The organism is Bradyrhizobium sp. USDA 3262, assembly GCF_054060035.1.
On the sequence record NZ_JBSSCT010000001.1, the window covers coordinates 692,518 to 717,680 of the forward strand.

A 25,163-nucleotide genomic window follows, 5' to 3' on the forward strand; every position below is an offset into this window, starting at 1 on the left:
CTGCTACGGCGCCAGATAGCGCAGCAGTTCCGGATCGCTGCGCACCTCGCTCGCACCGCCCTGCAGCGCGACGCGGCCGCGGTCCAGCACATAGGCATAGTCGGCGACGCGCAGCGCGAGGTCGAGATGCTGCTCGACGATCACGACCGAGATGCTCTTGGCGAGCTCGATCAGCCGGTCGGTGATCTCCTCGATCACGCCGATCCAGACGCCTTCGGTCGGCTCGTCCAGCAGCAGCAGCTTTGGATTGCCGAGCATGGCGCGGCCGATCGCCAGCATCTTGCGCTCGCCGCCGGACAGCGTGCCGGCCGGCTGGTCGAGCCGCTGGCCGAGTTTCGGGAAGATAGCCAGCACGCGATCGACCGCGCTGGCATCCGGATTGAACAGCGAGCCGACCGCGAGGTTGTCGCGCACCGACAGGCGGGCGAACACCGAATGCTCCTGCGGCACATAGCCGATGCCAGAGCGCACGCGCTCCTCGGTGCGGCGCCGCGTGATGTCGCGGCCGTCGAAGAACAACTCGCCCTGCGAGCTTGCGAGCTCGCCGACGATGGTCTTCATCAGCGTGGTCTTGCCGGCGCCGTTGCGGCCGAGCACGGCGACGCCGCCGCGCCAGGGAATGCCGATGTTGACATCGAACAGGACCTGGCTGCGGCCGTAACCGGCATCGAGATGCCGGATATCGAGGAAGGTTTGCTCAGGCACGGCGAAGATAGATCTCCTGGACGCTTTTGTTGGCCTGGATCTCCGCGACCGTTCCCGAGGCCAGCACCTTGCCCTGGTCGAGCACGGTGAGGCGGTCGCAGATGTCGCGGATGAAATCGAGGTCGTGTTCGACGATGACGAGCGAGCAATGCTGCTTGATCGGCTGCAACAGCTCGCCGGTGACGCGGCGCTCCTCGAGGCTCATGCCCCCGGTCGGCTCGTCCAGCAGCAACAGCCGCGGCTTGCCGGCGAGCGCCATCGCGATCTCGAGCCATTGCTGCTGGCCGTGCGACAGCGCCGCGGCGGCATCATGCGCGCGATCGGCGAGCCGGAACTGGGTCAGCATCGTCATCACCTGGTCGTGCAGCTTCTTGCGGGTGCGCGAGAGCACCAGGTCGAACAGCGAGCAGTGCGCCTGCAGCGCCAGCAGGATGTTGTCGTACAGCGTCAGCGTTGGCAGCACCGAGGTGATCTGGAATTTCAGGCTCATGCCGGCGCGGGCACGCTCGGTCGGCGTGAACGCGGTGATGTCGGTGTTGATGAAGGAGACCTTGCCCGTGGTCGGCACCTCGGCGCCGGCGACGCATTTCATCAGCGTGCTCTTGCCCGAGCCGTTGGGGCCGATCAGGCCGTGGAACTCGTTCTCGCCGACGGTCAGCGCCGCACCGTCGAGCGCGGTCAGCTTGCCGAACACCTTGCTGATGCCTTGCGCCTCAAGGAGCGGCATTGCCGGTCTCCTTCGGGGCTTTGCCGAAACTGCCGACCCGCTCGCGCTCGCCGAGCACGAAGGAGATCAGCCCGAGCGGGCGGAACATGATGACGAGCAGCAGCAGCACGCCGAGGATGATCGGCCAGACGTCGCGGTAATTGTCCGACAGCCAGAAGCTGACGCCCTCGATGATCACGGTGCCGATCACGGCGCCGATCAGCGTGCCGGAGCCGCCGAACAGCACATAGAGCACGACCTGGGTCGAGAACACGACGCCCAGCATGTTGGGCCAGACGAAGCCCTCGTGGAAGGCATAGAGGCTGCCGGCGAGACCGGCGATGGTGCCGCCGACCGCGAAGATGATCGCCTTCAAATGCTGCGCCTTGTAGCCGAAGAAGGCGATGCGCTGCTCGTTCTCGCGCAGGCCCGCGAGCGCGAGGCCGAATTGCGAGCGCACCAGGAAGCGGCAGAGCAGATAGACGACCACGAGGATGCCGAGCACCATGTAGTAGTAGATCGGCCCCTCCTCGAACTCGTAGCTGCCGAGGGTGAGCGGCGGGATCGACGGGATGCCGTTCTGGCCGCCGAGATAGTACCAGCCGCGCGCCAGCCGGTCCGCGGCATAGGAGCCGGTGAGCGTGCCGAGCGAGACGAAGATCACGCTCGAGGGATAACGCCCGAGCAGCAGGAAGCCGCCGAGCAAGAGCGACGCGGTGAGCCCGATCAAGGTGCCGGCGGGCAGGATCAGGAGGATCGACGTGACGTTGAGATCGCGTGCCAACAGCGCCACGCCGTAGCCGGCGGCGCCGAAGAACAGCGCCTGGCCGAAGCTCATGATGCCGGCATAGCCCCACACCAGGTCGAACGACAGCGCGAACAGCGCGAGGATCACCACGCGGGTGGCGAACACCGTGAGATAATCCTGCAGCACCCATGGCAGGACCAGTGCGATCAACAGCACCAGCCCTTCCACGATCGGCAGGACCTTCCATCCTGCCGATACTCGTCCCGCCGGCGCGCTTGCGGCCGGTGCACCCTCGCCCGTCACGACATCTGGTTCCTCACCGACGCGTGCGACAGCCTCTCTTGCTCCAACCATTGATCGCTCAGCATTCCTTGGGATCAACGAGACCGTCGCTGCGCGCCACGATCTCATAGTTCCCGCCCTTGGCAACAGCGGTGTACATCTTCATCTTGCAGTGACGCTTGCCCGGCACCATCTCCGCGGGTCCGCCCGGCCCTTCGGCGATCTTGGCGTGGTCGAGCGCGGCCGCCACGGAGTCGCGGTCGACCTTGCCGGCCTCCTTGACCGCGGCTTCCCACAGCTTGAGGCCGCGATAGGTTCCGGTGGCGGCGCTGCCGGCCGCGAACAGGAAGTTGCCGGGGAAATCCTTTTCATAGGCCGCCTGGAGCTTGGCATCGAACGGATCCTCCTTGGTCAGCACCTTGAAATAGTCGAGGCAGCTCGCAAGGCCCTCGATCTCGTTGGCCTGATTGATGTTGAGGGTGTTCTCGTCATAGTAGACGCAGGCGAGCCGCCCGCCGTTCTTGAGGAAGCCGGCTTCATAGAGCTGCTTGAAGAACGGGCCGACGCCAGGCGGGATCACGGTGTTGAAGACGACGTCGACCTTGTTGGAGATGACGCGGTTGACGGTGGCCGAGAAATCGACCTGGTCGAGCGGGTAATATTCCTCGAACACCACCTCGCCGCCGTTCGCCTCGATCACCTTGCGGGCGTAGACGTTGAGCGTGTGCGGCCAGACATAGTTGGCGCTCGGCAGCGCGAACTTCTTGCCGCCGTTCTTGATCAGCCAGGGAATGAAGGTGTCGCATTGCTGCGCTGGGGTCGGTCCGGTGCAGAACAGATAGGGCGTGCACTCCTTGCCCTCGTAGAGCTGCGGATAGATGTAGAGCGTCTTGCCGCGCGCCACGATCGGATCCTTGATCGCGTTGCGCATCGACGAGGTGATGCCGCCGAGCACCATGTCGACCTTGTCGCGCTGGATCAGCTTGCGGACATTGCCGACCGCGACCGATTCATTCGAGGCGGTGTCCTCGATGTAGAGCTCGAGCGGCCGGCCGAGCAGGCCGCCGCCGGCGTTGATCTCCTTGATCACCATCTTGGCGACGTTGGCGTCGGCGTTGCCGGCATAGGCGATCGGGCCGGTCAGGTCGGTCGCGATGCCGACCTTGATCGGTCCCTCGGCGGCGTTGGCCCAATCGGGCCTGACCACCCAGCTGCCGACCCCGGTCGCGAGCGCGCCGGTCGCGAACGCGAAATTGCTCATGAAGCGGCGGCGCGTGAGATTGGTGCGATCGAACATCTGACTAAACCCCTTTTCCCGATATGAGGCCCTGCGGGCGGAATTTGATGAAGGCAATGGCGAGCACGAAGACGAGGACGTCGGCGACGACAGGAGACATCACCCATGGCAGCGCCGCACTGAGCGTGCCGATCACACCAGCACCGGCGACCGGACCGATGAAGGAGCCGACCCCGCCGACCATCACGGCGACGAAGCCCTGGATCAGGAAGCGGATGCCGAGGTCGGCAAACAGGCTGAACACCGGCACGATCAGCGCGCCGGCAAGCCCGGCGAGCGCCGCACCGAACGCGAAGGTCGCCCCGTAGATCAGGGGCGTCGAGATGCCCGACGCGCGCGCCAGCGCCGGATTCTCCAGCGTGGCGCGGACCCGAAGCCCGAACGAGGTGCGCGCCAGCAAGAGATAGCAGGCACCCATCACCAGCAGCGTGATCACGATGATGGTGAAGCGCCAGGCCGAGATGTGGACCGAGCCGAGGTCGATCGAACCGCCGATCGGCTCAGGCACCGTGAGATAGAAGCCGCCGATCAGGCCGCGCACGCTCTCGCGGATGATCAGGCCGAGCGCATAGGTGCCGAGCATCGCCACGATCGGCGCGGCGTAGAACCGCCTGATGATCAGCGCCTCCAGCACGAAGCCGATCGCGCCGACCGCAAAGGGCGCCGCGACCATGCCGAGCCAGACCGGTGCGCCATGGGCGTAGGCCAGATAGGTGACATAGGCCCCGAGCAGGACGAACTCGCCCTGCGCGAAGTTGAAGATGCCCATCATGCTGGCGATGATGCCGAGCCCGAGCACCACCAGCACGATGATCGCGCCGAAGCTCACGATCTCGAACGCCGCGGCAAAAGTGCTAGCCATGTCGTTCGATCCGGCGTTCGATCCATCCAGCCTGCGTCTGCAACAAGCGGCGCCTCACATCTTCTTCCAGTCGCCGGCCTGCTCGAAGGCGTGCGCGGCGCGGTAGATGGTGGATTCCTCGAACATCCGGCCGACCAGCATCAAGCCGACCGGCAGGCCGTCGACCATGCCGCAGGGCAGCGACATCGCCGGGTGATGGGTGATGTCGAACGGCGCGGTGTTGGTGATCATCTCGAGCGCGCGGGCGACATAGTCCTCGCGGCTGGCATTGGCCGCCGGCAGCGCCGGCGCCTTCATCGGCGTGGTCGGCAGCAGCAGCAGGTCGTAATCCTTGAACGCTTTGTCATAGGCCGCGGCGAGGCGGCGGGAGATGTTGAGCGCCTTGCCGTAGAAGCGCGGACCGAAGCTGTTGTTGATGTAGGTGCCGAGCATCATGAACAGCTTGGTGGTCTCCGACAGCGAGTCCGCCTGGCGGCGCCAGCCGCGATGGAAATCCATCAGCGAGGTCGAATACAGGTCGGGGCGGCTGAGGCCGTAGCCGTCGCCGAACATCATGGTCTGGGTCAGGCCTTCGGTGCCGATCGGGGTCCAGATCGCCGGGCCGACCATGTGCATCGGGATCGACACGGTGTCGACCGACGCGCCGAGATCCTTGAAGCGCTTGGCCGCCTCGTGCACGCTTTCATTGACCGCGGCCTCCGCGGTCGGCTGCTCGAAGCCTTCCTTGAGGATGCCGATCTTCATGCCCTTGACGCCTTTGCCCAGCGCCTTGGTGTAATCCTCGACCTTGGGCGCCTTGATGCGCGGATCGTAGCCGTCGTCGCCGGCGATCACCTCGAGCAGCAGCGCGTTGTCCTCCACCGTCGCGGTCATCGGGCCGGTGTGGTCGACGAAGATCTCGATCGGCATGATGCCCGTATAGGGCACGAGGCCCCAGGTCGGCTTCATGCCGTAGGTGCCGCAGAACGAGGACGGCATGCGGATCGAGCCGCCCTGGTCGCCGCCGATCGCCATGTCGACCTCGCCGAGCGCGACCACGACGCCGGAGCCCGACGACGAGCCGCCGGCCGAGTAGCCCATCTTGTGCGGATTGTGCACCGCTCCGTAGGAGTTGGTGTGGCTGCCGCCGGACAGGCAGAAATGCTCGCAATGGGTCTTGCCGGCGATCTCGGCGCCGGCATCGAGCATGCGCGTGACGATGGTGGCGTCGAAATCGGGGATATATCCTTCCAGCGTCGACGAGCCGTTCGTCATCGGCACGCCGGCCAGCATGATGTTGTCCTTCAGCGCCACCGTCTTGCCCTTGAGCTTGCCGGAGGCCGCGCCCTTCACAGTCGACTTGTAGTACCAGGCGTTGCGCGGGTTTTCCTCCGCCGACGGGCGATAGCCCGGCGTGCGCGGATATTTCACCTTGGGCAGCTCGTCCGGCATCGCGGCGATGACGTTGTAGGCGTCGATCGAGCCCTGCATCAGGCCGCGGAACGAGGCCACATCCTCATCGGTCAGTGACAGGCCGCACTGCTCGGCGACGGCACGAAGTTGCGTTGGCGTGGGAAGGACGACGGTCACGGCGCTCTCCTGATAGCTTTTGATCTTTGGATTTGATCCCTCGATGCAGGGCGCAGCGTCGCGTTGCCCGCGCGAACCGCTCACCCCGTTGCTGTATTGAAAACGGAAATATTTTCCTTTTCAAGTATTATTTCGCAAAACCTTCCGGCGACGCCGTCGTACCGCTCAGATCGGCTTAATCACCCTGAAGTCGAGGCCGTCGGCTTCGGCAAGATACATCGGCATCCTGGCATGGCCGCTGCGCACCGTGACCGGACCGCGCGGCCCGCGATAGACGAGGTTGTCCGCCGCCGCCAGCAGCGGCCGCATGTCCAGCGTGCCGGCGCGGTTGGCGGCGGCCTCGAGCAGGCAGAACCCTTCATAGGCGGACTCGCTGCACGAGCCGACCGGCGGCGCGAACGCCCCGAACATCGCGCGATAGCGCTCCCTGAAATCGTCGCCGGCCTGCGAGCCGACGGAGGGGAAATAGCCGGAAGCGCAGTACAGGTTCTCGGTCTTGTCGGCGCCGATGCCGAGCAGCGCGGTCTCGTCGAAACAGCCGGCAAAGCGCAGCGTGGGGGCGGCAAGGCCGGCATCGGCGAAGGCGCGGTTGAAGGTCACGCTGTCGGTGCCGATCAGCGAGATCAGCACGACATCGGGCTTCGCGGCACGGATGCGCTCCAGCTGCGCCTCGTGATTGTCCTCGCCGACCGGCACGAACTCCTCGCCGACCACCTGGCCCCCGGTCTCCTTGATGTAGCGTTTCACCGCGCGGTGCGACTGCCATGGCCAGACATAGTCGCTGCCGATCAGGTACCAGCGCGAGGCGCGCTTTGCTTCGGCCAGCCAGTGGATCGACGGCCGGTTCTGCCAGCGCGGCGTCTCGCCGATCGCGATGACGCCGGGCGTCCGCTCGCCGCCCTCATAGACCGGCGTGTAGATGTAGGGGATCTTGCTGCGGGTAATCAGGCCGCGCAGCGCGACGCGCACCGCGCTGGTGTGCATGCCCATGATGAGATCGACGTCGTCGGACGCGATCGCCTGCTCGGCGCGGTCGAGCACCTCCTCGATCGGTCCGCCGGCGTCATAGACCGAGAACTCGATCTCGCGGCCGAGGATGCCGCCGCGCCGGTTGATGTCGGCGACCGCAAGCTGCGCGCTCGAGGTCGCGGCCGGTCCCCACATCCCGGGCGAGCCGGTGCAGCAGACGAAGCCGGCGATCCGCAGCCGGCTGCGCGCACCGCGCGGACCGAAACCGTCCCGATCCATTGGGGAAAATACCCGATCGGACCGCGCCGACGTCAGGTTCCGGAACAGCAGGGAGGGCGGGTATGGAAGGCCGCCATACCTGTTGCTCGAGGTTCGGGCCATGACGTAGGGCGTCGAATGCACACCTGCTCCTGTCTGGCACCGGCAACCCGCGCGGCGAGCGCGGCATCGCCCGGTCCATCTAGATCGTCCTGATCACATTGAAGTCGAGACCGTCGGCCTCGGCAAGATAGATCGGCATCTCGGCGCGGCCGTCGCGGATGGTGACGGTGCCGCGGGCGCCGCTGTAGACGAGGTTGTGCGCTGCGGCGGACAACGGTCCGATCGACAGCGAGCGCGCCTGATTGGCCGCCGCCTCGAGAAAACGCATCCCCTCATAATTGGACTGCCCGACCGAGCCGATCGGCGGCGCATGCGCGCCGAACATCGCACGGTAGCTGGTCCGGAAGTCGTCATTGGCGCGCGAATCGACGCAGCCGAAATAGCCGGAGGCGCAGAACAGATTCTCGGTCGAGTCCGGGCCGATGCCGAGCATCACGGTCTCATCCATCGCGCCGGCGTAACGCAGCGTGGTCGCCGCAAGCCCGGCTTCGGCGAAGGCGCGGTTGAAGGTGATGCTGTCGGTGCCGATCAGGCTGATCAGCACGACGTCGGGCTGTGCTGCACGAATCCGCGCCAGATGCGGCTCGTGATTGTCCTCGCCGAGCGGGACGAATTCCTCGCCGACGACCCGGCCGCCGGCCTCCTTGATGTAGCGCTTCACCGCGCGATGCGATTGCCAGGGCCAGACATAGTCGCTGCCGATCAAATACCAGCGCTGCGCCTTCTTGACCTCGGTGAGCCAGTGGATCGCCGGCCGGCTCTCCGCGCGCGGCGTCTCGCCGATCGCCATCACCCCGGGCGTTCGCTCGCCGCCCTCATAGACCGGCGTGTAGACATAGGGGATGCGGCCAGCTGTGACCTTGCGCAGCGCGAGGCGCACCGCCGAGATATGCGAGCCCATGATGACATCGATCTCGTCGAACGCGATCGCCCGCTCGGCGCGGCGCACCACCTCCTCGATGGGCCCGCCGGCGTCGTACATCGACAATTCGACCTCGCGGCCGCGGATGCCGCCGCGGCGGTTGATCTCCGCGACCGCGAGCATGACGCTGTTGGCGGAGATCGGCCCCCAGATCCCGGGCGCGCCGGAGAAGGTGATGAAATTGCCGATTCTAAGCTTGCTGTCGGTGCCGCGACGGCGCGACGAGCCGGGCTTGAGGGTCAAAGCGAGATCGGCCGCGCAGGACGACGGGTTTCGAAACAGCAGCGGCGGCGCGACGGGCATGCCGCCATACGCCTGGAAAGAGACCGTCGAGAGCACGCCAACTCCTGTCTGGGAAGCAGTACGCAACGCAGCCAGCGGGCGGGCGCGGCATCCGCCCCTTGGTTGGGGGAATATCCTAGGTGAAAATATTGAATATTCAACATTTGAAGTGCATATAGAAACGGCATGAGTTGCCGGACATTCATTCACCGGGTCAGGAACCAGGTCTCACGCCGTGGCTAAACCGCCGAAAGAAAATTCCCCGATCACCGAACATCTCGCCTACCTGCTGGCGCAAGCCAACCGGGAGATCAACCGGCAGTTGGAGACGCGGCTCGCCAAGGAAGGCGTGCCGGTCGAGCAGTGGCGCATCCTGAAAGTGCTGTCCGACGGCAACGGCCACTCGATGGGCGAGCTTGCGGATGCTGTGCTGCTCAACCATCCGACGCTGACCAAGATGATCGACCGCATGGTGTCGGACGCCCTGGTCTACCGCGTCCAGGATCCCAAGGATCGCCGCAAGGTGCTGATGTTCGTCTCCGACCGCGGCAAGGCGCTGTGCCGGCGGCTCAACTCGCTCGCGGTGAGCCAGGAGGAGCACATCGTCGAGAGCTATGGTGACAAGTCGACCACCGAGCTCAAGCGCCTGCTGGAAAGCCTGATCGGCAGCGCCAACTAAGGCCGCGCCGGCCCGGCGCGCTCCTACCGAAACCATCGAAAAAAGACCGGCAGGAGATGTCGGGATGCGGCGGTTTGGTGCGTCCTTGGGGCGCGCCCTGCGGCGCAGCCTTCGCGCGCCGTCGCGCAGGCTTCCCCGATCGACAATTAGCGAGGACTTCCCGTCATGACTTCGATCACGCCGTTCCTCTGGCTCGACAACAACGTCCGCGATGCCGTCGCCTTCTACCAATCGGTGTTTCCGAACGCCAAGATCGAGACCGTCAGCGATTTCATGGCGACCTTCGAGCTCGAGGGACAGCGGTTCTACGCGCTCAATGGCGGGCCGCAGCACAAGTTCAACGAGGCAGTGTCGTTCTTCCTGAACGTCGAGACCCAGGAGCAGGTGGACTATTTCTGGGAGAAGCTCACCGACGGCGGTCAGGAATCGCGCTGCGGCTGGCTCAAGGACCGCTTCGGCCTGTCCTGGCAGGTGATCCCGTCGGCGCTGAGCCGCTATCTCAGCGATCCCGACCGCATGGCGGCCGACCGCGTCATGCAGGCGATGCTGAAGATGCAGAAGATCGTGATCGCCGATCTCGACAAGGCGTATGCGGGCTGATGACGATGCGGTTGCGACCGGCGGGCCAATTGCCCCGCCGCGTCGTCCGGGGCGACCGGCCGCACCGGATTTTTCTCCGGTGAGAGCAGGCCCGCGTTTGCGGTGCGGGATGTATCTTGCCAAGCCAATCACCTTGCCGGCATGCGCAATTTCCAAGAAGCTAGCAGGTATTTCTCAATACCATTTTCAGGGAGGCACGATTTCCATGAAGACGATTGTCGGACTTGCTTTGACTGCAATGCTGGTCACGCCCGCGAGTGCACAGGACTCGCCGTTTCGAAAAGAGCTGAAGCGAGCCGATTTGAGCGGCACCAACATGGAGGTCATCACGAGCATCAGCGAACTGAAGCCCGGCGACACGTCGATGCTGCACTTCCATAATGGTGAGGAGTCGTACTACTTCCTCGAAGGCGGCACCATCGAGTTGCCGGACGGAAAGCAGGTGGCAATTCCGACCGGCGCAGTTGGCATCACCATGCGCGATGCACCGCACGGCGCCTACAAGGTCGTCGGCGACAAGGCGATCAAGCTGTTGACCGTCCATATCGTCGACAAGGGCAAGCCGCTCTACGACACGCCGAAGTAGCTAAGCGGCTATCGTGCGAACAGCAGGCACAGCGGGCTGCGCGCGCCTGCTTTTCAACGCTGGGCTCGCTGGAGTGGCGCCCTTACGCGTACCGGCCGTGGCAGTGCTTGTACTTCTTGCCTGACCCGCAGGGGCAGTCCTCGTTGCGGCCGACCTTGCCCCAGCTTGCGGGGTCGTTCGGATTGCGGTCGGTGGCAATCATCCCCGGCGCCAGCGAGGCCTGGGCGTAGGTGGCCTCGGTCAGGCGGGCCTGCGCGAACTCGTCCTCGCCGGTGTTGGGATCGAGCTTGTGCGCCTCCATCAGCGGCAGCGGCTCCGGCGGCTCCTCCGGCGGCACGATCTCAACCCGCATCAGCTGCGCGGTGACGGCCTCGCGCAGATGCGCGCTCATCTCCTGGAACAGGTTGAAGGCCTCGGTCTTATACTCCTGCAACGGGTCGCGCTGGCCATAGCCGCGCAGGCCGATCACCTGGCGCAGATGGTCGAGCATGATCAGGTGCTCGCGCCAGAGATGGTCGAGCGTCTGCAGCAGGATGGTCTTCTCGACGTAACGCATCACGTCGGGACCCCATTGCGCGACCTTGGCCGCCATGCGCTCGTCGACATGGGTCTCGATGCGGGTCAGCAGCTCCTCGTCGGCGATGCCCTCTTCCTTCGCCCATTCGTCGACCGGCAGATCGACATCGAGCACGCGCTTCAGCTCGTCCTTGAGGCCGGTGGTGTCCCACTGCTCGGCATAGGCGTGCTCGGGGATGTATTTGGTGACCACGTCTTCGACGAAGGCATGGCGCATGTCGGTCACGGTCTCGACCACGCTGTCGTCCTTCATCAGGTCGACGCGCTGGTCGAAGATCACCTTGCGCTGGTCGTTCTGGACGTTGTCGAACTTCAAGAGGTTCTTGCGGATGTCGAAGTTGCGCGCCTCGACCTTCTGCTGCGCCTTCTCGAGCGCCTTGTTGATCCAGGGATGGATGATCGCCTCGCCTTCCTGCAGGCCGAGCCGCTGCAGCATGCTGTCGAGACGGTCGGAGCCGAAGATGCGCATCAGATCGTCTTCCAGCGACAGGAAGAACTTGGAGCGGCCGGGGTCGCCCTGACGGCCGGAGCGGCCGCGCAGCTGGTTGTCGATGCGGCGGGATTCGTGACGTTCGGAGCCGATGATGTAGAGGCCGCCCGGCTTCTTCACGGTTTTCGCGGGCTTGTTGCCCTTGGCGGGCTCGACCTCGAAATCCTCTTCCGCCTTCAGCACGATCTCGCGGAAGCGCTCGATGTCGGCCTTGATCTGCTCGATCTTCCTGGCCTTCTCGGCTTCATCCGTGATCCCTGCGGTCTCCTGCTGGATCCGCATCTCGAGCGAGCCGCCGAGCTTGATGTCGGTGCCGCGGCCGGCCATGTTGGTCGCGATCGTGATCGCGCCCGGCACGCCGGCTTCCGCGACGATATAGGCTTCCTGCTCGTGGAAGCGCGCGTTCAGCACCGCGAACAGCTTTGCCGGCTTGCCCGCGCGCGCGGCGGCATAGAGCTTCTCCATGCCGGATTCGGACGTGAAGTCGATCTGCTTGTAGCCGTGCTTCTTCAGGTACTCGGCCAGCACTTCCGACTTCTCGATCGACGCCGTGCCGACCAGCACCGGCTGCAGCCGCTTGTTGGCGCGCTCGATCTCGGCAAGGATCGCGGCGTATTTCTCGTTCTGGGTGCGGTAGACCTCGTCGTCCTCGTCGAGGCGCGCCACCGGCAGGTTGGTCGGAATCTCCACGACCTCGAGCTTGTAGATGTCGAACAGTTCGTCGGCTTCGGTCAGCGCCGTGCCGGTCATGCCGGACAGCTTCTGGTACATCCGGAAATAGTTCTGGAAGGTGATCGAGGCCAGCGTCTGGTTCTCGGGCTGGACCGTGACGTGCTCCTTGGCTTCCAGCGCCTGGTGCAGGCCTTCCGAATAGCGGCGGCCCTGCATCATGCGTCCGGTGAACTCGTCGATGATGATGACCTCGTCGTCGCGGACGATGTAGTCCTTGTCGCGCGTGAACAGCGTGTGCGCGCGCAGCGCCTGGTTGACGTGATGCACGACGGAGACGTTCTCGACGTCGTACAGCGAGTCGCCCTTGAGCTGGCCGGCGTCGCGCAGCAGGTTCTCGAGCTTCTCCATGCCGGCTTCGGTCAGCGTCACCGTGCGCTGCTTCTCGTCGACCTCGTAGTCGTCCTTCTTGGCGAGATTCGGCATGAAGGTGTCGATGGTGTTGTAGAAATCCGAGCGGTCGTCGAGCGGGCCGGAGATGATCAGCGGCGTGCGCGCCTCGTCGATCAGGATCGAGTCCACTTCGTCGACGATCGCGTAGAAATGCTCGCGCTGGACCATGTCCTCCAGGCGGTACTTCATGTTGTCGCGCAGATAGTCGAAGCCGTATTCGTTGTTGGTGCCGTAGGTGATGTCGCAGGCATAGGCGGCCTTGCGCTCGGCGTCGTCGAGGCCGTGCACGATCACGCCGGTGGTCAGCCCCAGGAAGGCGTAGATCTGGCCCATCCAGCCGGAGTCGCGGCGGGCGAGGTAGTCGTTGACGGTCACGACGTGGACGCCCTTGCCGGCGAGCGCGTTGAGGTAGACCGCGAGCGTCGCAACCAGCGTCTTGCCTTCGCCGGTCTTCATCTCGGCGATGTCGCCCTCGTGCAGCACCATGCCGCCGATCAGCTGAACGTCGAAATGGCGCTGGCCGAGCGTCCGCTTGGCGGCCTCGCGCACCGTGGCGAAGGCCGGAACCAGGATGTCGTCGAGCGTCTTGCCGCTGGCGAGCTGCTGCTTGAATTCGGCGGTGCGGGCCTTGAGCTGATCGTCCGTCAGTTTGACGAGCTCGGGCTCCAGCGCGTTGATGGCGTTGACGCGGGACTGATACCCCTTGACCCGACGGTCGTTGGCGGAGCCGAAAAACTTGCGGGCGAGCGCGCCGATCATGCGAAATTCCTGTTCTTCGGTCTCGGGTTCGGTCTTCGTTCAGTCTTGAAGTTCGGTTTTGGAATAGTCTTGGAATTCAGTCTGGATTACAGCCTGAGATGGTCCGCCGATCGCCTATCAACTCACCGTGACGCGCTACGGTTCGAGCCCCGGCCCGGAGCTCCTCCGCCAATTGAGTGGGAAACAGGCCATCCTGGGTTCAACGGCGAAAAACGCAGCAAAATAAGCGCTCTCACCGCTGACGCGGTTGGCCAGAGATATGGCCCGGTCGGGGGGTTGTCAACGCTGGCAAGATGTCAAGGAATTCATCATTTTGACAAGACTTTCGCGTTGCCAATGTAACACGATTGGGCGAGTGTCCGCCCCGCTCGAGCTTCCCCCCTTTGAGACAAGGATTTTGCATGACCACCTCGCCTCCGGAAACCAAAACCGGCCTGCGCCTCGGCCTCGCCACCCTGGCCGCGACGGGCTGTCTTGTCGCAGTGCTGGCTGCCGGCCTCCCGGTCCGGGCCGCGGAATCCGACCCGGTGCTGGCGAAGGTCAACGGTTCGGAGATCCACGCCAGCGACGTGGCGCTCGCCGAGGAGGAACTCGGCCCGAGCCTGCAGCAGATGGACCCCTCGACCCGCAAGGACAACGTGCTGTCCTTCCTGATCGACATGAAGATCGTATCGAAGGCCGCCGAGGACAAGAAGATCGAGAACAATGACGACTTCAAGAAGCGGCTCGCCTTCACCCGCAACCGCCTGTTGATGGACAGCCTGCTTGCCAACGAGGGCAAGGCCGCGACCACCGACGACGCCATGAAGAAGGTCTATGAGGAGGCCGCCAAGCAGATCACCGGCGAGCAGGAGGTGCGCGCCCGCCACATCCTGGTCGAGACCGAGGACGAGGCCAAGGCGATCAAGGCCGAGCTCGACAAGGGCGCCGACTTCGGCGAGCTCGCCAAGAAGAAGTCCAAGGACCCCGGCGCCTCCGACGGCGGCGACCTCGGCTTCTTCACCAAGGAGCAGATGGTGCCGGAATTCTCCGCGGTCGCCTTCTCGCTCGAGCCGGGCAAGATCTCCGATCCGGTCAAGTCGCAGTTCGGCTGGCACATCATCAAGGTCGAGGAAAAGCGCAACCGCAAGGCGCCCGACTTCGAGCAGGTGAAGGCCCAGATCGAGACCTATGTGACCCGCAAGGCGCAGGCCGACTACGTCGCCAAGCTGCGCGAGGCCGCCAAGGTCGAGCGCATGGACAAGCCGGCCGACGCCGCCGCGCCGGCGGATGCCGCCAAGGACGCGCCGAAGCCCGCCGACAACAAGATGGCGCCGCCGAAGAAGTAAGCTTCGCGAACGTAGTTGCTGTTGCGATGGCCGGGCCTGTCCCGGCCATTTGCGTTTTTGCTCCGCCTTAACCTCCCCTTGAAAAGGGGAGGTCGCTTTGCTCGCCAGAGCAAAGCGGGTGGGGATCTGCTCTCTCAGCATGCAGCGGCATCCGCGGCTGCCCCCCATCCCGACCTTCCCCCTTTCAGGGGGAAGGAGCAGATGGACACCACCCGTTGGGCTCTATCGGGACTACTGCTTCCTTGAACGATTCATGACAGCGCGTTCGCATCGCAGCCCTCTCCCGCTTCGCACGGCGAGATGTTATGGAGCGCTTCCCTCCCCGTAGCCGGAAGCTTCCCGATGTCCACCGCCGTCTCCCCCCTCGCCCCGCCCGACGTTCCCGAGATGCCCGTGATCGCGGGTGTGCGGCTTGCGACCGCTGCCGCCGGCATCCGCTACAAGGGGCGCACCGACGTGCTGCTCGCGCTGCTCGACAAGGGCACCACGGTGGCCGGCGTCTTCACCAAGTCGAAGTGCCCGTCAGCGCCGGTCGAATGGTGCCGCGCCAAGCTGAAGGGCGCAGGATCTTCTAAAAAAGGATCGGCGCGCGCGCTGGTGGTCAATTCCGGCAACGCCAACGCCTTCACCGGCAAGACCGGCAAGGCGTCCACCGCGCTGACCGCGCAGATCGCGGCGAAGGCGGTCGGCTGCGCGACATCGGACGTGTTCCTCGCCTCCACCGGCGTGATCGGCGAGCCGCTCGACGCCACCAAGTTCGACGGCGTGCTGGCGCAGCTCGCCGAGACCGCCACCCCCGATCTCTGGATGGACGCGGCCAGGGCGATCATGACCACCGACACCTTTCCGAAGGTCGCGACCGCGACCGTGAAGCTCGGCAAGGCCAAGGTGACGATCAACGGCATGGCCAAGGGCGCCGGCATGATCATGCCCGACATGGCGACCATGCTGTCCTTCATCTTCACCGACGCGCCGCTGTCGGCATCGGTGCTGCAATCCCTGCTCAAGGCCGGCGTCGAGGACACCTTCAATGCGCTGACCATCGACGGCGACACCTCGACCTCGGATACGCTGCTGGCCTTCGCGACCGGCGCGGCGGCCGCCAATGGCGCGCCGAAGATCTCGCGCGCCAGCGACCCGCGGCTGAAGGCCTTCACCAAGGCGTTCCAGCAGATCCTCGCTGATCTCTCCGAGCAGGTGGCGCGCGACGGCGAAGGCGCCCGCAAGCTGGTCGAGGTCGTGGTCGAGGGCGCCACAACCAAACCATCGGCGCGCAGAATCGCGATGTCGATCGCCAATTCGCCACTGGTGAAGACCGCGATCGCCGGCGAGGACGCCAATTGGGGGCGCGTGGTGATGGCGGTCGGCAAGGCCGGCGAGCCCGCCAACCGCGACAAGCTCTCGATCTCCTTCAACGGCATCCGCGTCGCCAAGAGCGGCGCGCGCGACCCGTCCTACGACGAGAAGGAGGTGTCGGAGGCGATGAAGGCGCCGAAGATCCAGATCAAGGTCGCGCTCGGCCTCGGCAAGGCCAAAGACCGCGTGCTGACTTGCGACCTCACCAAGGAATACGTCGCGATCAACGGGGATTACCGGTCGTAGCGGCCGACATAACGTCGCCACCTCCGTCATTGCGAGGAGCGAAGCGACGAAGCAATCCATCGTTCCGAGCGTACGGACAGATGGATTGCTTCGCTTCGCTCGCAATGACGGCGTGAGTCCCGTCATCCTGAGGAGCGCGTAGCGCGTCTCGAAGGATGCACGGCCACGAGAGCGCCGCATAGAGAAGCCCTGGCCGTCGACCCTTCGAGACGGCCGCTTTGCGGCCTCCTCCAGCGACAACGGCAAAGCCGTTGCGCGGGGGTGACGGTGAGAGAGCTAACTGCTGATCCGCGCGTCGGCGACGGCCTTCTTGAACAGCGCATTCATCGCGTCGGCGATGCCTTGCGTCGGGCTGACCTCGAAATAGAAGCCCGGCGACGCGCAGGCCTGCATGTTCTGCGCGATCTGGCTGTTCGGCGACGGGCCGAACGGGCCCTGATTGAACGGATCGATCCAGGTCATGTACCAGTTGTTGGTCGGCAGCTGCAGGTAAGTCGTGTAGAGCACCGCGATCTTGATGCCGCGGTTCTTGATGGCCGTGCACAGCGCCGGGTTGATCGGCGACTGGCAGCGATTGCCGCCGCTGATCGGCTTCAGGCAGCTTGAATTCGGCTCGTCGGCCACGCCGTCGGAAACGAAGAACAGATATTTCATCGGCGCGGCCGCCGTGCCCGGGCCCGGCGCGCTGATCGCGTTGCTGATGGCCGGAAGCACCGTCGAGAACTGGCTGTCCTTGTCGGCGGTGTAGGAATCGTTGTTGCCGTAGACGCCCATCAGGTCGATGTTGCCGGCCGCACTCTTGGCGCTCGACAGGCTGGTCGAGAGCGAGAACAGCGCGCGCAGGCCGATCGTCTTCGACGAGGCGCCGAAATCGTAGATCGCCATCCGGTACTGGCTGGCATAGGTCGCAGTGTTCGCGGCCGTGTCCATCAACTGCTGGGTCGCGCTGCGCAGCACGTCGATCCGCGTCGTGACGCCGAGCGTCTTGGCGAGATTGTAATAGTTGTTGGCGTCGTTGTAGTCGTGACAGGCGAAGGCGCACTGGTCGGACGTGTTGTTGACCATCTTGGTCACGTCGGCGGGCGTCGCCGCGACCCCCATCGACGGCGAATTGTCGAGCAGGAGGTAGAAGTCGATATAGAGCGGCATGTTCGCGGTCGAGGTCGACGCGTCCGTCACCGTCATCTTGCTTTGCCCGATCAAGCCGAGAAACATGGTCGGGACATCGGCGGTGAACTTGACCGTCGAGGTGATGACGCCGCCGGTCTTGGTCATGGTCGGCGTCACGCTGGTCAGCGTGAAGCCGTTCTGGTTGGAGATGTTGCCGTTGAAGATCTTGGTCGCATCGGCTTCGCCTGCCGATATCTCGCCGTCCGAGGTCATGGCGCCGGCGGGAATGAAGCCGGGCGATGCCTTGGCGATCGATCCGACGCTCGCGGCGTCGGCGGCCGATATCAGCTTGCTGCGGATCTGGTTGGCGCGGGAATAGTCGACCGCGCATCCGACCGCGACGACGAGCGGCAGCAGCGCGAGGCCAAAGGTCATCGCGATGTTGCCGGAGCGATCGCGGCGGAAACGGCTGATGGTCCGGATCAAGGTGCTCATGGGTTATGTCGGCAAAGAATATGATGGGCAGATAAATGAGAACCTTCACCTTGCCGGATACGAATTAAGGCCGGCTTATCGCAAGCGCGGAAAGCCGCGCGGGCATAAATCGTTTGGCTGACAGCGCGTTGCTGGTTAATGAAAGCTTGAAGATCGGAAGGAATCCCCCGCCGCATGGCTGACATCAAGCTGACCCTCGTCGTCGCCTGCGCGCTTGTCGATGCCGACAAGCGCGTGCTGCTGGCGCAGCGCCCCGAGGGCAAGGCGCTGGCCGGCCTGTGGGAATTCCCCGGCGGCAAGATCGAGCCCGGCGAGCGGCCGGAGCAGACCCTGATCCGCGAGTTGCACGAGGAGATCGGCATCACCGTGAGCGAGCCGTGCCTCGCGCCGCTGACCTTCGCCAGCCATGCCTACGAGACCTTCCATCTGCTGATGCCGCTCTACATCTGCCGGCGCTGGGAGGGCATCGCGGTGGCGCGCGAGGGCCAGAACCTCGCCTGGGTCCGCGCAAGCAAGCTACGCGACTACCCGATGCCGCCCGCGGACATCCCGCTGCTGCCGCATCTGATCGATCTGTTGCTGTGATCTTCGTCGCCTCTCCCGCTTGCGAGGGCTTTGCGCAATCGGGCGTGCGCGGGTGCAGGCCAGTGTCAGGCATTTTTTTGCGTGGCTTCTGGGGGCGCGCGGGAGTGGACAGCTTCGTTTGGGCGGCCGATTGACGGCATTGCGGAGCGGCGGTCACAGCGCAACACCCGTTGGACGCAGCATTGCCCATCGTTTGAGGTTCATGGCGAGGCAGAGAAGATGCAGATGGGTCTGATTGCGTGCCAAGCCCAGATAGCGAGCGCGCGCCCAGCCATAGACGCCCTTGAGGCGCGCGAAGACCTGCTCGACCGGGGCGCGGCGCCGTCCCACGGCGTCGTTGAAGCGCTTCTGACGCGCGGTCAGGGGATGATGCTTGTTGGGCCGGAACATCAGCCGCGGCTTGATGCCCCGGGCCGCGAGGAGGGCGCGGCGCTCGTGCTTGTCATAGGCCTGGTCGGCGTAGACCGCCTTCTCGTCGCCGCAGATCAACTCGTCGGCCGGCACCGTGTCGTTGACCGCGGCGTCGGTCAGCTTGCTGCGACGGATGATCGCCGAGCCCTGGTCGACGCCGACATGCGCCTTGTAGCCGAAGTACCGCTTGCCACCCTTCTTGGTCCATCGCGCATCCGCATCCCGCTCGCTGTTGACCAGCTTGCTCGGCGCACGCCCGTCCGGGCCGAGCGGCAGCGGGTCTTTCGGCGGCTTCGGCGGCTTCACCGCCGCCGGGATCAGGCTCGCATCGATCAATGTGCCCCGGCGCAGCACCAGCCCGCGCGCGTCGATCTGGCGCAGGATCTCGCCGAACAGCCTCTCCTCCAGATCGGCCTGCTGCAAAGCTTCGCGGAAGCGCCAGATCGTCGTGTGGTCGGGCGTCTCGTCACCGAGCACAAAGCCGCAGAATTCGCGGAACGAGGCCCGATCATCGAGCGCCTCCTCCAGCTCCGGATCAGACAACCCATACCATTGCTGCAACAGCAACGCCTTGAACATCACCAGCCGTGGATAGGGCGGCGCTCCACGCTCCGGTTCAGCAAGGCTGCGCAGCACGCACTCCACAGCCGCCCAATCGACCAGCTCGCAAATCCGCCTCAGCACCGAACTCCCTTTCCCCCGCCGCGACACCAGCGCATCTGCGAAGCTCGCTTGACCAACCTGCCGATACGCCATCCCCGCCTCCCCCTTCAGATCGGTCTTAGAGAATCGCAGATTCCCCTTTGCGCAAAGCCCTCGCTTGCGGGGGAGGCGCGCTGCCAAAATATCGAAAACAACCCCATGCAAAGTGGGTGGAGGTGGCCGGCGTTCGACCGGGCGACTTGACACGTCGGGCAACTCACCGGCATAATTCCATTATTCCGAAATCGCGCAAGCGCCTCTCACCTTCCCCGCAAGGTGGGGCAATCGCGTATGAATGCGACTTATCCGCTGGCTCGGCCGGCCTCTCCCGCTTGCGGGGGAGGCCGGATCGCATCGCAGATGCGATCCGGGTGGGGGCTATTTCCGCGATACGACTTGTGGAGAGACCCCCACCCCAACCCTCCCCCGCAAGCGGGAGAGGGAGCCTTGCCGCGTTGCGCCCCTAACGCCTACTTCCCTTCACCGCCGCCTCCAAGCTCGCTTTCGCCGAGCCGGGCTTGAGCGGCTTCGGCTGGCTTTCATGCGGCGCCCAGCCGGAGAGCCAGACGATGTCGAAGGTGGCGCGGATGCGGCCGTCGGGATCGGCGAAGCGCTCGCCGTAGATCTGCGCCATCCGCAGCATGGTGGCGCGGCGGGTTAAGGTGTGACGGCGCTCGCGCAGCACATTGGTCGCGCCCATCCGCCGCAAATCGGCCATCAGCGCGAACGCACTGGCATAGCGCACGACGACGCGATCGACGTCGGTGACCGGAAGCGCGAAGCCGGCCCGCTGCAACAGCGCGCCGATGTCGCGCAAATCGGCGAACGGTGCGACGCGCGGCGACGCCCCGCCCTCGCACTCGGCCTCCGCCGCGGCAAAGCTCTGCCGCAGTTCGGTCAGCGTATCGCCACCGAGCATCGAAGCGAGCAGCAGCCCATCCGGCTTCAGCGCCCGGCGGAGCTGCGCCAGCACGCCCGGCAGATCATTGACGAACTGGAAGGCGAGCGCGGAGACGACAAGATCGAGCGACTCCGGCGGCAGACCGAGCGCTTCCGCCTCGCTGAAACCGATCGCATCGACCGCGGCGACACGTCCGCGCAGGGCGTCCGCGAGCCCGTCACCCGGCGTCCAGACATCGGCCGCCGCCGAAAAACTGCGCGACACCGCCAGCAAGCGGTCCGCCATGTCCTCGGTGGCGCGATCGAGCAGGAATGTCGCCGCCCCCTCGCGCCGCGCACGCTTGAGCCGCGCGCCGAGCAAGGCGCGATCGAACAGGATGGGGGCTGAGGACGGGGGCGTTGCCATGCCGCTGGTTACGCCGGACCGCCGCCGCAGGCAATGCGCCTTGAGCCGGCGCTGCTCAAACGCTAGCCTCGCCCGCCATGGACGCCGAAGCATCACCGACACGCTCCATTACCGGTCACGTCCAGCGCGCGCTTGGCGCGATCGGGGGTGCGTGGCTGCGCACGGCGCGGCTGGCGCTCGACATCGCGCTGCCGACGCTATGCGTTTCGTGCCGTGAGCCGGTCGATGGCGAGGGGGTGTGCGCGATCTGCTGGGCCAGATTGTCGTTCATCGCGCCGCCGTTCTGCCCGCGGCTCGGCATTCCCTTCGTCTATGATCCCGGGCCCGAACTGCTGTCGATGGAGGCGATCGCCAATCCGCCGGCCTACAGCAGAGCCCGCGCCGCGGTGCGCTATGACGATGTCGCGCGCACGCTGGTGCACGCATTGAAATACCAGGATCGCACCGATCTGGCGCCGACAATGGGTCGCTGGATGGCGCGGGCGGGGAAGGAATTGCTCCGCGAAACCGATCTGCTGGTTCCGGTTCCCCTGCACTGGCGGCGCGGCTGGAGCCGGCGCTACAACCAGTCCGGGGCGCTCGCCAAGGTGATCGCGCGCCAGAGCGGCGTCAAAATGGCTGCCGAAGCGCTGCGGCGCATCCGCGCCACCGAGCAGCAGATCGGGCTGTCACGCAAGGACCGCGCCAGCAATGTCCAGGGTGCATTCGGGGTCGCTGATGAACGCAAGGCTGACGTCCAGGGCCGCCGCGTGATCCTGATCGACGACGTCCTGACCTCGGGCGCGACGGTGGATGCCTGCGCGCGGGCGCTGCTCCGCGCCAAAGCCGCGCAGGTCGACGTGCTGGTGTTTGCCCGGGTTGTCGATACCCACCGCGCTCCCATATAATCTGACATTCTGGTTCAACCGAGCGCACCATGACCGCTGCCATTGAAATCTACACCCGCCCGGGCTGCGGTTATTGCACCGCGGCCAAATCGCTTTTGACGCGCAAGAACGCCGCGTTCACCGAATTGAACGTCGCCAGCAACCCGGCCTATCGCGACGAGATGTACGGTCGCGCCGGTACCGGCTCGACCTTCCCGCAGATCTTCATCGGCAAGACCCATGTCGGCGGCTGCGACGAACTCTACGCGCTCGACCGCGAGGGCAAGCTCGACGGCCTGCTCAGCAACGGAGGCGGCGCCTGATGACGGAGAACATTTTCACCGCCGCCATGGTGCAGATGCGCACCGGATTGCTGCCGGAGCCGAGCCTCGAGCAGGGCACGCGGCTGATCCGCGAGGCCGCCGCGCAGGGCGCCAAATATGTGCTGACCCCCGAAGTCAGCAACATGATGCAGCTCAACCGCAAGGCGCTGTTCGAGCATTTGGCGAGCGAAGAGGACGACACGTCGCTGAAGGCGTATCGCGCGCTGGCCGCCGAGCTGAAGATCCACCTGCATATCGGCTCGCTGGCGCTGCGCTACTCGCCGGAGAAGGCGGTCAACCGCTCGTTCCTGATCGGGCCCGAGGGCAATCTGCTCGCGAGCTACGACAAGATCCATATGTTCGATATCGATTTGCCGGGCGGCGAGAGCTACCGCGAATCGGCCAATTATCAGCCGGGCGAGACTGCCGTGATCTCCGATCTGCCCTGGGGCCGGATCGGACTGACGATCTGCTACGACGTGCGCTTCCCGGCGCTGTACCGCGCGCTGGCCGAGGCCGGCGCATCGTTCCTCACCGTGCCGTCCGCCTTCACCCGCAAGACCGGCGAAGCGCATTGGCACACGCTGCTGCGCGCCCGCGCCATCGAGACCGGCTGCTTCGTGTTCGCGGCAGCGCAGGCCGGCCTGCATGAGAACAAGCGCGAGACCTTCGGCCATTCGCTGATCATCGACCCCTGGGGCGAGATCCTCGCCGAGGGCGGCGTCGAGCCGGGCGTATTCCTGGCCGAGATCGATCCGGCCAAGGTCGAGACCGCGCGCAAGACCATTCCCTCGCTGCAGCATGGCAGGCGTTTCGGCATCGCCGACCCCAAGGCCGGCCCGGAGCATCTGCACCTCGTCCGGGGTTCGGCATGATCCGCTACACGCTGCGCTGCGAGCGCGGCCACCAGTTCGAGAGCTGGTTCCAGAGCTCCGCGGCCTACGAATCGCAGGAGCGGCGTCACCTGATCGATTGCCCGTCCTGCGGCTCAAGCAAGATCGAGCGCGCCATCATGGCGCCGCAGGTCGTTAGCAAGAAGGGCCGCGAACCGGCTCAGCCGGCGCCGGCCGCGGCCGTCGAAGCGACTGGCAATGAATCGACATCGCTGGTGATGGCGCAGGAGCGCGAGCTGCGCAGCAAGCTGAAGGAGCTGCGCGACCACATCGTGAAGAACGCCGACAATGTCGGCGACCGCTTCCCGAACGAAGCACGCAAGATGCATTACGGCGATATCGAGCACCGGCCGATCTATGGCGAAGCCTCGCCCGAGGAGGCCCGCGCGCTGATCGACGAAGGCGTCGAGGTCTCGCCCCTGCCGACGCTGCCGGAAGACCGGAACTAGGGCGGGCCGCTTCCATCCTCGTCATTGCGAGGAGCGAAGTGACGAAGCAATCCAGCTTCGTGCTTGTTGCGCTATGGATTGCTTCGCTTCGCTCGCAATGACGGGTGGGGCTAAACCGCCGAGCGCCCCAGATGACCCCCGACTCATTCTCCTCCTGGCAGGTCTGGGCGTTTCTTTCCGCCGTCTTCGCCGCGCTGACCGCGATCTTCGCCAAGGTCGGCGTCGAGGGCATCAACTCCGATCTCGCGACCCTGATCCGCACCGTGATCGTCTTGATCACGCTGTCGGCCATCCTGTTCGCGACCGGACAGTTCACCCAGTCCGGGCCGATCTCGGGCAAGAGCTGGCTGTTCCTGCTGCTGTCCGGACTCGGCACCGGCGCGTCATGGATCTGCTATTTCCGCGCGCTCAAGCTCGGACCCGCAACGCTGGTCGCGCCGATCGACAAGCTCAGCGTGGTGCTGGTGGCGCTGTTCGGCGCCACCTTCCTCGGCGAACGCCCCTCGGCCTATGGCTGGCTCGGGATCGCGCTGATCTCCGCGGGCGCGGTGCTGATCGCGGTGAAAGGGTAATTACGCGGCGACCAAGAGCGCGACGCCGATCACGATCAGGACGATGCCGAACACCTCGCGCAGCGAGAACGGCTGCTTGAGCGAGAAATAGGCCACGCCCTGCGCGAACAGCACCTCGATCAGCGCCAGCGTGCGCACATTGGCGGCGGCGGTGAGCGCGAACGCCAGGAACCAGAATTGCGATGAGAACGCGCCCATGAAGCCCGCGAACATCGAGGGCCGCCACAGCTTGAGGATCGACCTCAGCACGTCGGGCGCGCGCAGCAACAGATAGACCGACAGGATCAGCGTCTGCACGAGGAGGCTCCACATCAGCGTGTAGGAGGCCGCCGTGACAAATGAGACTGAGGGCACCGCGATGATCGCGCCGCGAAAGCTCACCGCCGAGATCGCGAACACCGCGGCGGCGCCGAGGCCGAGCACGGTCGGGCGCAGGTCGGCGAAGCTCTTCTGCCCACCGGGCCGCAACGCGGTGATGACGACGCCGATGGTCGCGATCACGATCGCGATCACCTTGGTCGTGGTGAGATGGTCGCCGAGGAAGATGAAGCCGAAGATCGCGGTCTGGATCGCCTCGGTCTTCATATAGGCCGTGGTCACCACGAACGAGCGGTCGTTCATCGCCAGCAGCATGAAGCCGGTGCCGACGATCTGGCTGAGCGCGCCGGTCACCAGCCACGGCCAGAATGCGGCCGCCGGCCACGGCACGCGATCGCCGGTCAGCAGCACCGCCAGCGCGAAGAACACCACCGAGAACGGCAGGCCGAACAGGAAACGGATATTGGTCGCGCCCCAGGTCCCGAGCGGCCCGGTCAGATGCCGCTGCATCGCATTGCGCGCCACCTGCCCGAACGCGGCGACGATGGTGAAGGGAATCCAGAGCGAGGCGATCGTGAACATGGGGGATGAGGCATGCCGGCGGGAGGACACGCACAGCGTGCCGATTGCCGCTGACGCGGTCAACCGAGACGGTGCATGACTGGATT

24 protein-coding genes are annotated in these 25,163 nt (G+C 65.3%); 11 read left to right on the plus strand and 13 right to left on the minus strand.

Annotated features, from left to right (window positions below; translation table 11 throughout):
* Window positions 1-3 precede the first annotated feature (3 nt).
* The 8 genes from ACVWYP_RS03250 to ACVWYP_RS03285 form a co-directional block, all read right to left on the minus strand.
* The gene (locus ACVWYP_RS03250; protein WP_304497721.1) at window positions 4-705 is read right to left on the minus strand and encodes a branched-chain amino acid ABC transporter ATP-binding protein; all 702 of its coding nucleotides are present in this window, start codon (window positions 703-705) and stop codon (window positions 4-6) included.
* Window positions 698-1,432 carry an ABC transporter ATP-binding protein gene (locus ACVWYP_RS03255; protein ID WP_028343255.1) on the minus strand — a complete coding sequence of 245 codons (735 nt, stop codon included), beginning with the start codon at window positions 1,430-1,432 and terminating at the stop codon, window positions 698-700. Before ACVWYP_RS03255 ends, ACVWYP_RS03250 begins: the two co-directional genes overlap by 8 nt.
* Window positions 1,419-2,513, minus strand: a complete 1,095-nt coding sequence (locus ACVWYP_RS03260; RefSeq protein WP_253588262.1) for a branched-chain amino acid ABC transporter permease — start codon at window positions 2,511-2,513, stop codon at window positions 1,419-1,421. The genes ACVWYP_RS03255 and ACVWYP_RS03260 overlap by 14 nt, the downstream gene beginning before the upstream one ends.
* Window positions 2,514-2,520: 7 nt before the next feature.
* Window positions 2,521-3,738 (minus strand): substrate-binding protein, encoded by a 1,218-nt coding sequence (locus tag ACVWYP_RS03265; RefSeq protein WP_304497722.1) that lies wholly within the window; start codon window positions 3,736-3,738, stop codon window positions 2,521-2,523.
* A 4-nt stretch (window positions 3,739-3,742) separates the two neighbouring features.
* Window positions 3,743-4,600, minus strand: a complete 858-nt coding sequence (locus tag ACVWYP_RS03270) for a branched-chain amino acid ABC transporter permease (protein ID WP_304497723.1) — start codon at window positions 4,598-4,600, stop codon at window positions 3,743-3,745.
* 54 nt (window positions 4,601-4,654) lie between these two features.
* Entirely contained in the window at window positions 4,655-6,169 is a 1,515-nt protein-coding gene (locus tag ACVWYP_RS03275; RefSeq protein ID WP_304497724.1) for an amidase, read from the minus strand.
* 165 nt (window positions 6,170-6,334) lie between these two features.
* A complete protein-coding gene (locus ACVWYP_RS03280) occupies window positions 6,335-7,519 on the minus strand; it encodes a substrate-binding domain-containing protein (RefSeq protein ID WP_304500426.1) in 1,185 nt (394 codons plus the stop codon).
* A 79-nt stretch (window positions 7,520-7,598) separates the two neighbouring features.
* Entirely contained in the window at window positions 7,599-8,780 is a 1,182-nt protein-coding gene (locus ACVWYP_RS03285; protein ID WP_304497725.1) for a substrate-binding domain-containing protein, read from the minus strand.
* Between the two features lie 178 nt (window positions 8,781-8,958).
* Here ACVWYP_RS03285 and ACVWYP_RS03290 point away from each other — a divergent pair, with 178 nt between their 5' ends.
* The 3 genes from ACVWYP_RS03290 (at window position 8,959) to ACVWYP_RS03300 (ending at window position 10,588) form a co-directional block, all read left to right on the plus strand.
* On the plus strand, window positions 8,959-9,402 hold the full coding sequence (locus tag ACVWYP_RS03290; RefSeq protein ID WP_016847408.1) for a MarR family winged helix-turn-helix transcriptional regulator: 444 nt from the start codon (window positions 8,959-8,961) through the stop codon (window positions 9,400-9,402).
* Between the two features lie 165 nt (window positions 9,403-9,567).
* The gene (locus ACVWYP_RS03295; RefSeq protein WP_304497726.1) at window positions 9,568-10,002 is read left to right on the plus strand and encodes a VOC family protein; all 435 of its coding nucleotides are present in this window, start codon (window positions 9,568-9,570) and stop codon (window positions 10,000-10,002) included.
* A gap of 109 nt (window positions 10,003-10,111) precedes the next feature.
* Window positions 10,112-10,588: a cupin domain-containing protein gene (locus tag ACVWYP_RS03300; protein WP_304497727.1), complete on the plus strand. Its 477-nt coding sequence runs from the start codon at window positions 10,112-10,114 to the stop codon at window positions 10,586-10,588.
* 82 nt (window positions 10,589-10,670) lie between these two features.
* Here the strand turns inward: ACVWYP_RS03300 and secA are convergent, their stop codons facing one another.
* The gene (gene secA, locus ACVWYP_RS03305; RefSeq protein WP_304497728.1) at window positions 10,671-13,535 is read right to left on the minus strand and encodes a preprotein translocase subunit SecA; all 2,865 of its coding nucleotides are present in this window, start codon (window positions 13,533-13,535) and stop codon (window positions 10,671-10,673) included.
* A 401-nt stretch (window positions 13,536-13,936) separates the two neighbouring features.
* On the opposite strand from secA, the gene ACVWYP_RS03310 reads away from it, so the two are divergent.
* Both ACVWYP_RS03310 and argJ read left to right on the plus strand, forming a co-directional pair.
* Window positions 13,937-14,863 (plus strand): peptidylprolyl isomerase, encoded by a 927-nt coding sequence (locus ACVWYP_RS03310; RefSeq protein WP_028343245.1) that lies wholly within the window; start codon window positions 13,937-13,939, stop codon window positions 14,861-14,863.
* A gap of 342 nt (window positions 14,864-15,205) precedes the next feature.
* A complete protein-coding gene (gene argJ, locus ACVWYP_RS03315; protein WP_453945777.1) occupies window positions 15,206-16,465 on the plus strand; it encodes a bifunctional glutamate N-acetyltransferase/amino-acid acetyltransferase ArgJ in 1,260 nt (419 codons plus the stop codon).
* A gap of 276 nt (window positions 16,466-16,741) precedes the next feature.
* On the opposite strand, the gene ACVWYP_RS03320 is transcribed toward argJ, so the two are convergent.
* Window positions 16,742-18,070 carry a TadE/TadG family type IV pilus assembly protein gene (locus ACVWYP_RS03320; RefSeq protein ID WP_304497729.1) on the minus strand — a complete coding sequence of 443 codons (1,329 nt, stop codon included), beginning with the start codon at window positions 18,068-18,070 and terminating at the stop codon, window positions 16,742-16,744.
* Window positions 18,071-18,244: 174 nt separating this feature from the next.
* On the opposite strand from ACVWYP_RS03320, the gene ACVWYP_RS03325 reads away from it, so the two are divergent.
* Entirely contained in the window at window positions 18,245-18,655 is a 411-nt protein-coding gene (locus tag ACVWYP_RS03325) for a (deoxy)nucleoside triphosphate pyrophosphohydrolase (RefSeq protein ID WP_028343243.1), read from the plus strand.
* Window positions 18,656-18,808: 153 nt separating this feature from the next.
* On the opposite strand, the gene ACVWYP_RS03330 is transcribed toward ACVWYP_RS03325, so the two are convergent.
* Together ACVWYP_RS03330 and ACVWYP_RS03335 are read right to left on the minus strand one after the other, a co-directional pair.
* On the minus strand, window positions 18,809-19,822 hold the full coding sequence (locus ACVWYP_RS03330) for an IS5 family transposase (protein ID WP_259244704.1): 1,014 nt from the start codon (window positions 19,820-19,822) through the stop codon (window positions 18,809-18,811).
* A 409-nt stretch (window positions 19,823-20,231) separates the two neighbouring features.
* Window positions 20,232-21,074 (minus strand): methyltransferase domain-containing protein, encoded by an 843-nt coding sequence (locus ACVWYP_RS03335; protein ID WP_304497730.1) that lies wholly within the window; start codon window positions 21,072-21,074, stop codon window positions 20,232-20,234.
* 77 nt (window positions 21,075-21,151) lie between these two features.
* Between ACVWYP_RS03335 and ACVWYP_RS03340 the strand changes: the two genes are divergently transcribed.
* The 5 genes from ACVWYP_RS03340 to ACVWYP_RS03360 all read left to right on the plus strand — a co-directional run bounded on the left by ACVWYP_RS03340 (window position 21,152) and on the right by ACVWYP_RS03360 (window position 24,177).
* Complete coding sequence (locus tag ACVWYP_RS03340) at window positions 21,152-21,961, plus strand: ComF family protein (RefSeq protein ID WP_304497731.1); 810 nt, start codon at window positions 21,152-21,154, stop codon at window positions 21,959-21,961.
* Between the two features lie 29 nt (window positions 21,962-21,990).
* On the plus strand, window positions 21,991-22,263 hold the full coding sequence (grxC, locus tag ACVWYP_RS03345) for a glutaredoxin 3 (protein ID WP_304497732.1): 273 nt from the start codon (window positions 21,991-21,993) through the stop codon (window positions 22,261-22,263).
* Window positions 22,263-23,138, plus strand: coding sequence for a carbon-nitrogen hydrolase family protein (locus ACVWYP_RS03350; RefSeq protein ID WP_168858580.1), 876 nt, complete (start codon window positions 22,263-22,265; stop codon window positions 23,136-23,138). Before grxC ends, ACVWYP_RS03350 begins: the two co-directional genes overlap by 1 nt.
* On the plus strand, window positions 23,135-23,605 hold the full coding sequence (locus ACVWYP_RS03355; protein ID WP_304497733.1) for a DUF1178 family protein: 471 nt from the start codon (window positions 23,135-23,137) through the stop codon (window positions 23,603-23,605). The genes ACVWYP_RS03350 and ACVWYP_RS03355 overlap by 4 nt, the downstream gene beginning before the upstream one ends.
* A gap of 131 nt (window positions 23,606-23,736) precedes the next feature.
* Window positions 23,737-24,177, plus strand: a complete 441-nt coding sequence (locus tag ACVWYP_RS03360) for an EamA family transporter (RefSeq protein ID WP_304497734.1) — start codon at window positions 23,737-23,739, stop codon at window positions 24,175-24,177.
* Here ACVWYP_RS03360 and ACVWYP_RS03365 read toward each other — a convergent pair whose 3' ends face one another.
* Window positions 24,178-25,077 carry a DMT family transporter gene (locus tag ACVWYP_RS03365; protein ID WP_304497735.1) on the minus strand — a complete coding sequence of 300 codons (900 nt, stop codon included), beginning with the start codon at window positions 25,075-25,077 and terminating at the stop codon, window positions 24,178-24,180. It lies immediately after the preceding gene.
* Between the last annotated feature and the right edge of the window lie 86 nt (window positions 25,078-25,163).

Excerpts from the sequence above, each read along its gene's own strand:
- argJ (WP_453945777.1), top strand. The coding sequence starts at position 15,206 with ATGTCCACCGCCGTCTCCCCCCTCGCCCCGCCCGACGTTCCCGAGATG.
- ACVWYP_RS03300 (WP_304497727.1), top strand. The coding sequence starts at position 10,112 with ATGTATCTTGCCAAGCCAATCACCTTGCCGGCATGCGCAATTTCCAAG.
- ACVWYP_RS03365 (WP_304497735.1), bottom strand. The coding sequence starts at position 25,077 with ATGTTCACGATCGCCTCGCTCTGGATTCCCTTCACCATCGTCGCCGCG.
- ACVWYP_RS03270 (WP_304497723.1), bottom strand. The coding sequence starts at position 4,600 with ATGGCTAGCACTTTTGCCGCGGCGTTCGAGATCGTGAGCTTCGGCGCG.
- grxC (WP_304497732.1), top strand. The coding sequence starts at position 21,991 with ATGACCGCTGCCATTGAAATCTACACCCGCCCGGGCTGCGGTTATTGC.
- ACVWYP_RS03265 (WP_304497722.1), bottom strand. The coding sequence starts at position 3,738 with ATGTTCGATCGCACCAATCTCACGCGCCGCCGCTTCATGAGCAATTTC.
- ACVWYP_RS03350 (WP_168858580.1), top strand. The coding sequence starts at position 22,263 with ATGACGGAGAACATTTTCACCGCCGCCATGGTGCAGATGCGCACCGGA.
- ACVWYP_RS03280 (WP_304500426.1), bottom strand. The coding sequence starts at position 7,519 with ATGGCCCGAACCTCGAGCAACAGGTATGGCGGCCTTCCATACCCGCCC.
- ACVWYP_RS03320 (WP_304497729.1), bottom strand. The coding sequence starts at position 18,070 with ATGAGCACCTTGATCCGGACCATCAGCCGTTTCCGCCGCGATCGCTCC.
- ACVWYP_RS03325 (WP_028343243.1), top strand. The coding sequence starts at position 18,245 with ATGGCTGACATCAAGCTGACCCTCGTCGTCGCCTGCGCGCTTGTCGAT.
- ACVWYP_RS03260 (WP_253588262.1), bottom strand. The coding sequence starts at position 2,513 with ATGGTTGGAGCAAGAGAGGCTGTCGCACGCGTCGGTGAGGAACCAGAT.
- ACVWYP_RS03360 (WP_304497734.1), top strand. The coding sequence starts at position 23,737 with ATGACCCCCGACTCATTCTCCTCCTGGCAGGTCTGGGCGTTTCTTTCC.
- ACVWYP_RS03255 (WP_028343255.1), bottom strand. The coding sequence starts at position 1,432 with ATGCCGCTCCTTGAGGCGCAAGGCATCAGCAAGGTGTTCGGCAAGCTG.
- ACVWYP_RS03355 (WP_304497733.1), top strand. The coding sequence starts at position 23,135 with ATGATCCGCTACACGCTGCGCTGCGAGCGCGGCCACCAGTTCGAGAGC.
- ACVWYP_RS03330 (WP_259244704.1), bottom strand. The coding sequence starts at position 19,822 with ATGGCGTATCGGCAGGTTGGTCAAGCGAGCTTCGCAGATGCGCTGGTG.
- secA (WP_304497728.1), bottom strand. The coding sequence starts at position 13,535 with ATGATCGGCGCGCTCGCCCGCAAGTTTTTCGGCTCCGCCAACGACCGT.
- ACVWYP_RS03335 (WP_304497730.1), bottom strand. The coding sequence starts at position 21,074 with ATGGCAACGCCCCCGTCCTCAGCCCCCATCCTGTTCGATCGCGCCTTG.
- ACVWYP_RS03295 (WP_304497726.1), top strand. The coding sequence starts at position 9,568 with ATGACTTCGATCACGCCGTTCCTCTGGCTCGACAACAACGTCCGCGAT.
- ACVWYP_RS03340 (WP_304497731.1), top strand. The coding sequence starts at position 21,152 with ATGGACGCCGAAGCATCACCGACACGCTCCATTACCGGTCACGTCCAG.
- ACVWYP_RS03310 (WP_028343245.1), top strand. The coding sequence starts at position 13,937 with ATGACCACCTCGCCTCCGGAAACCAAAACCGGCCTGCGCCTCGGCCTC.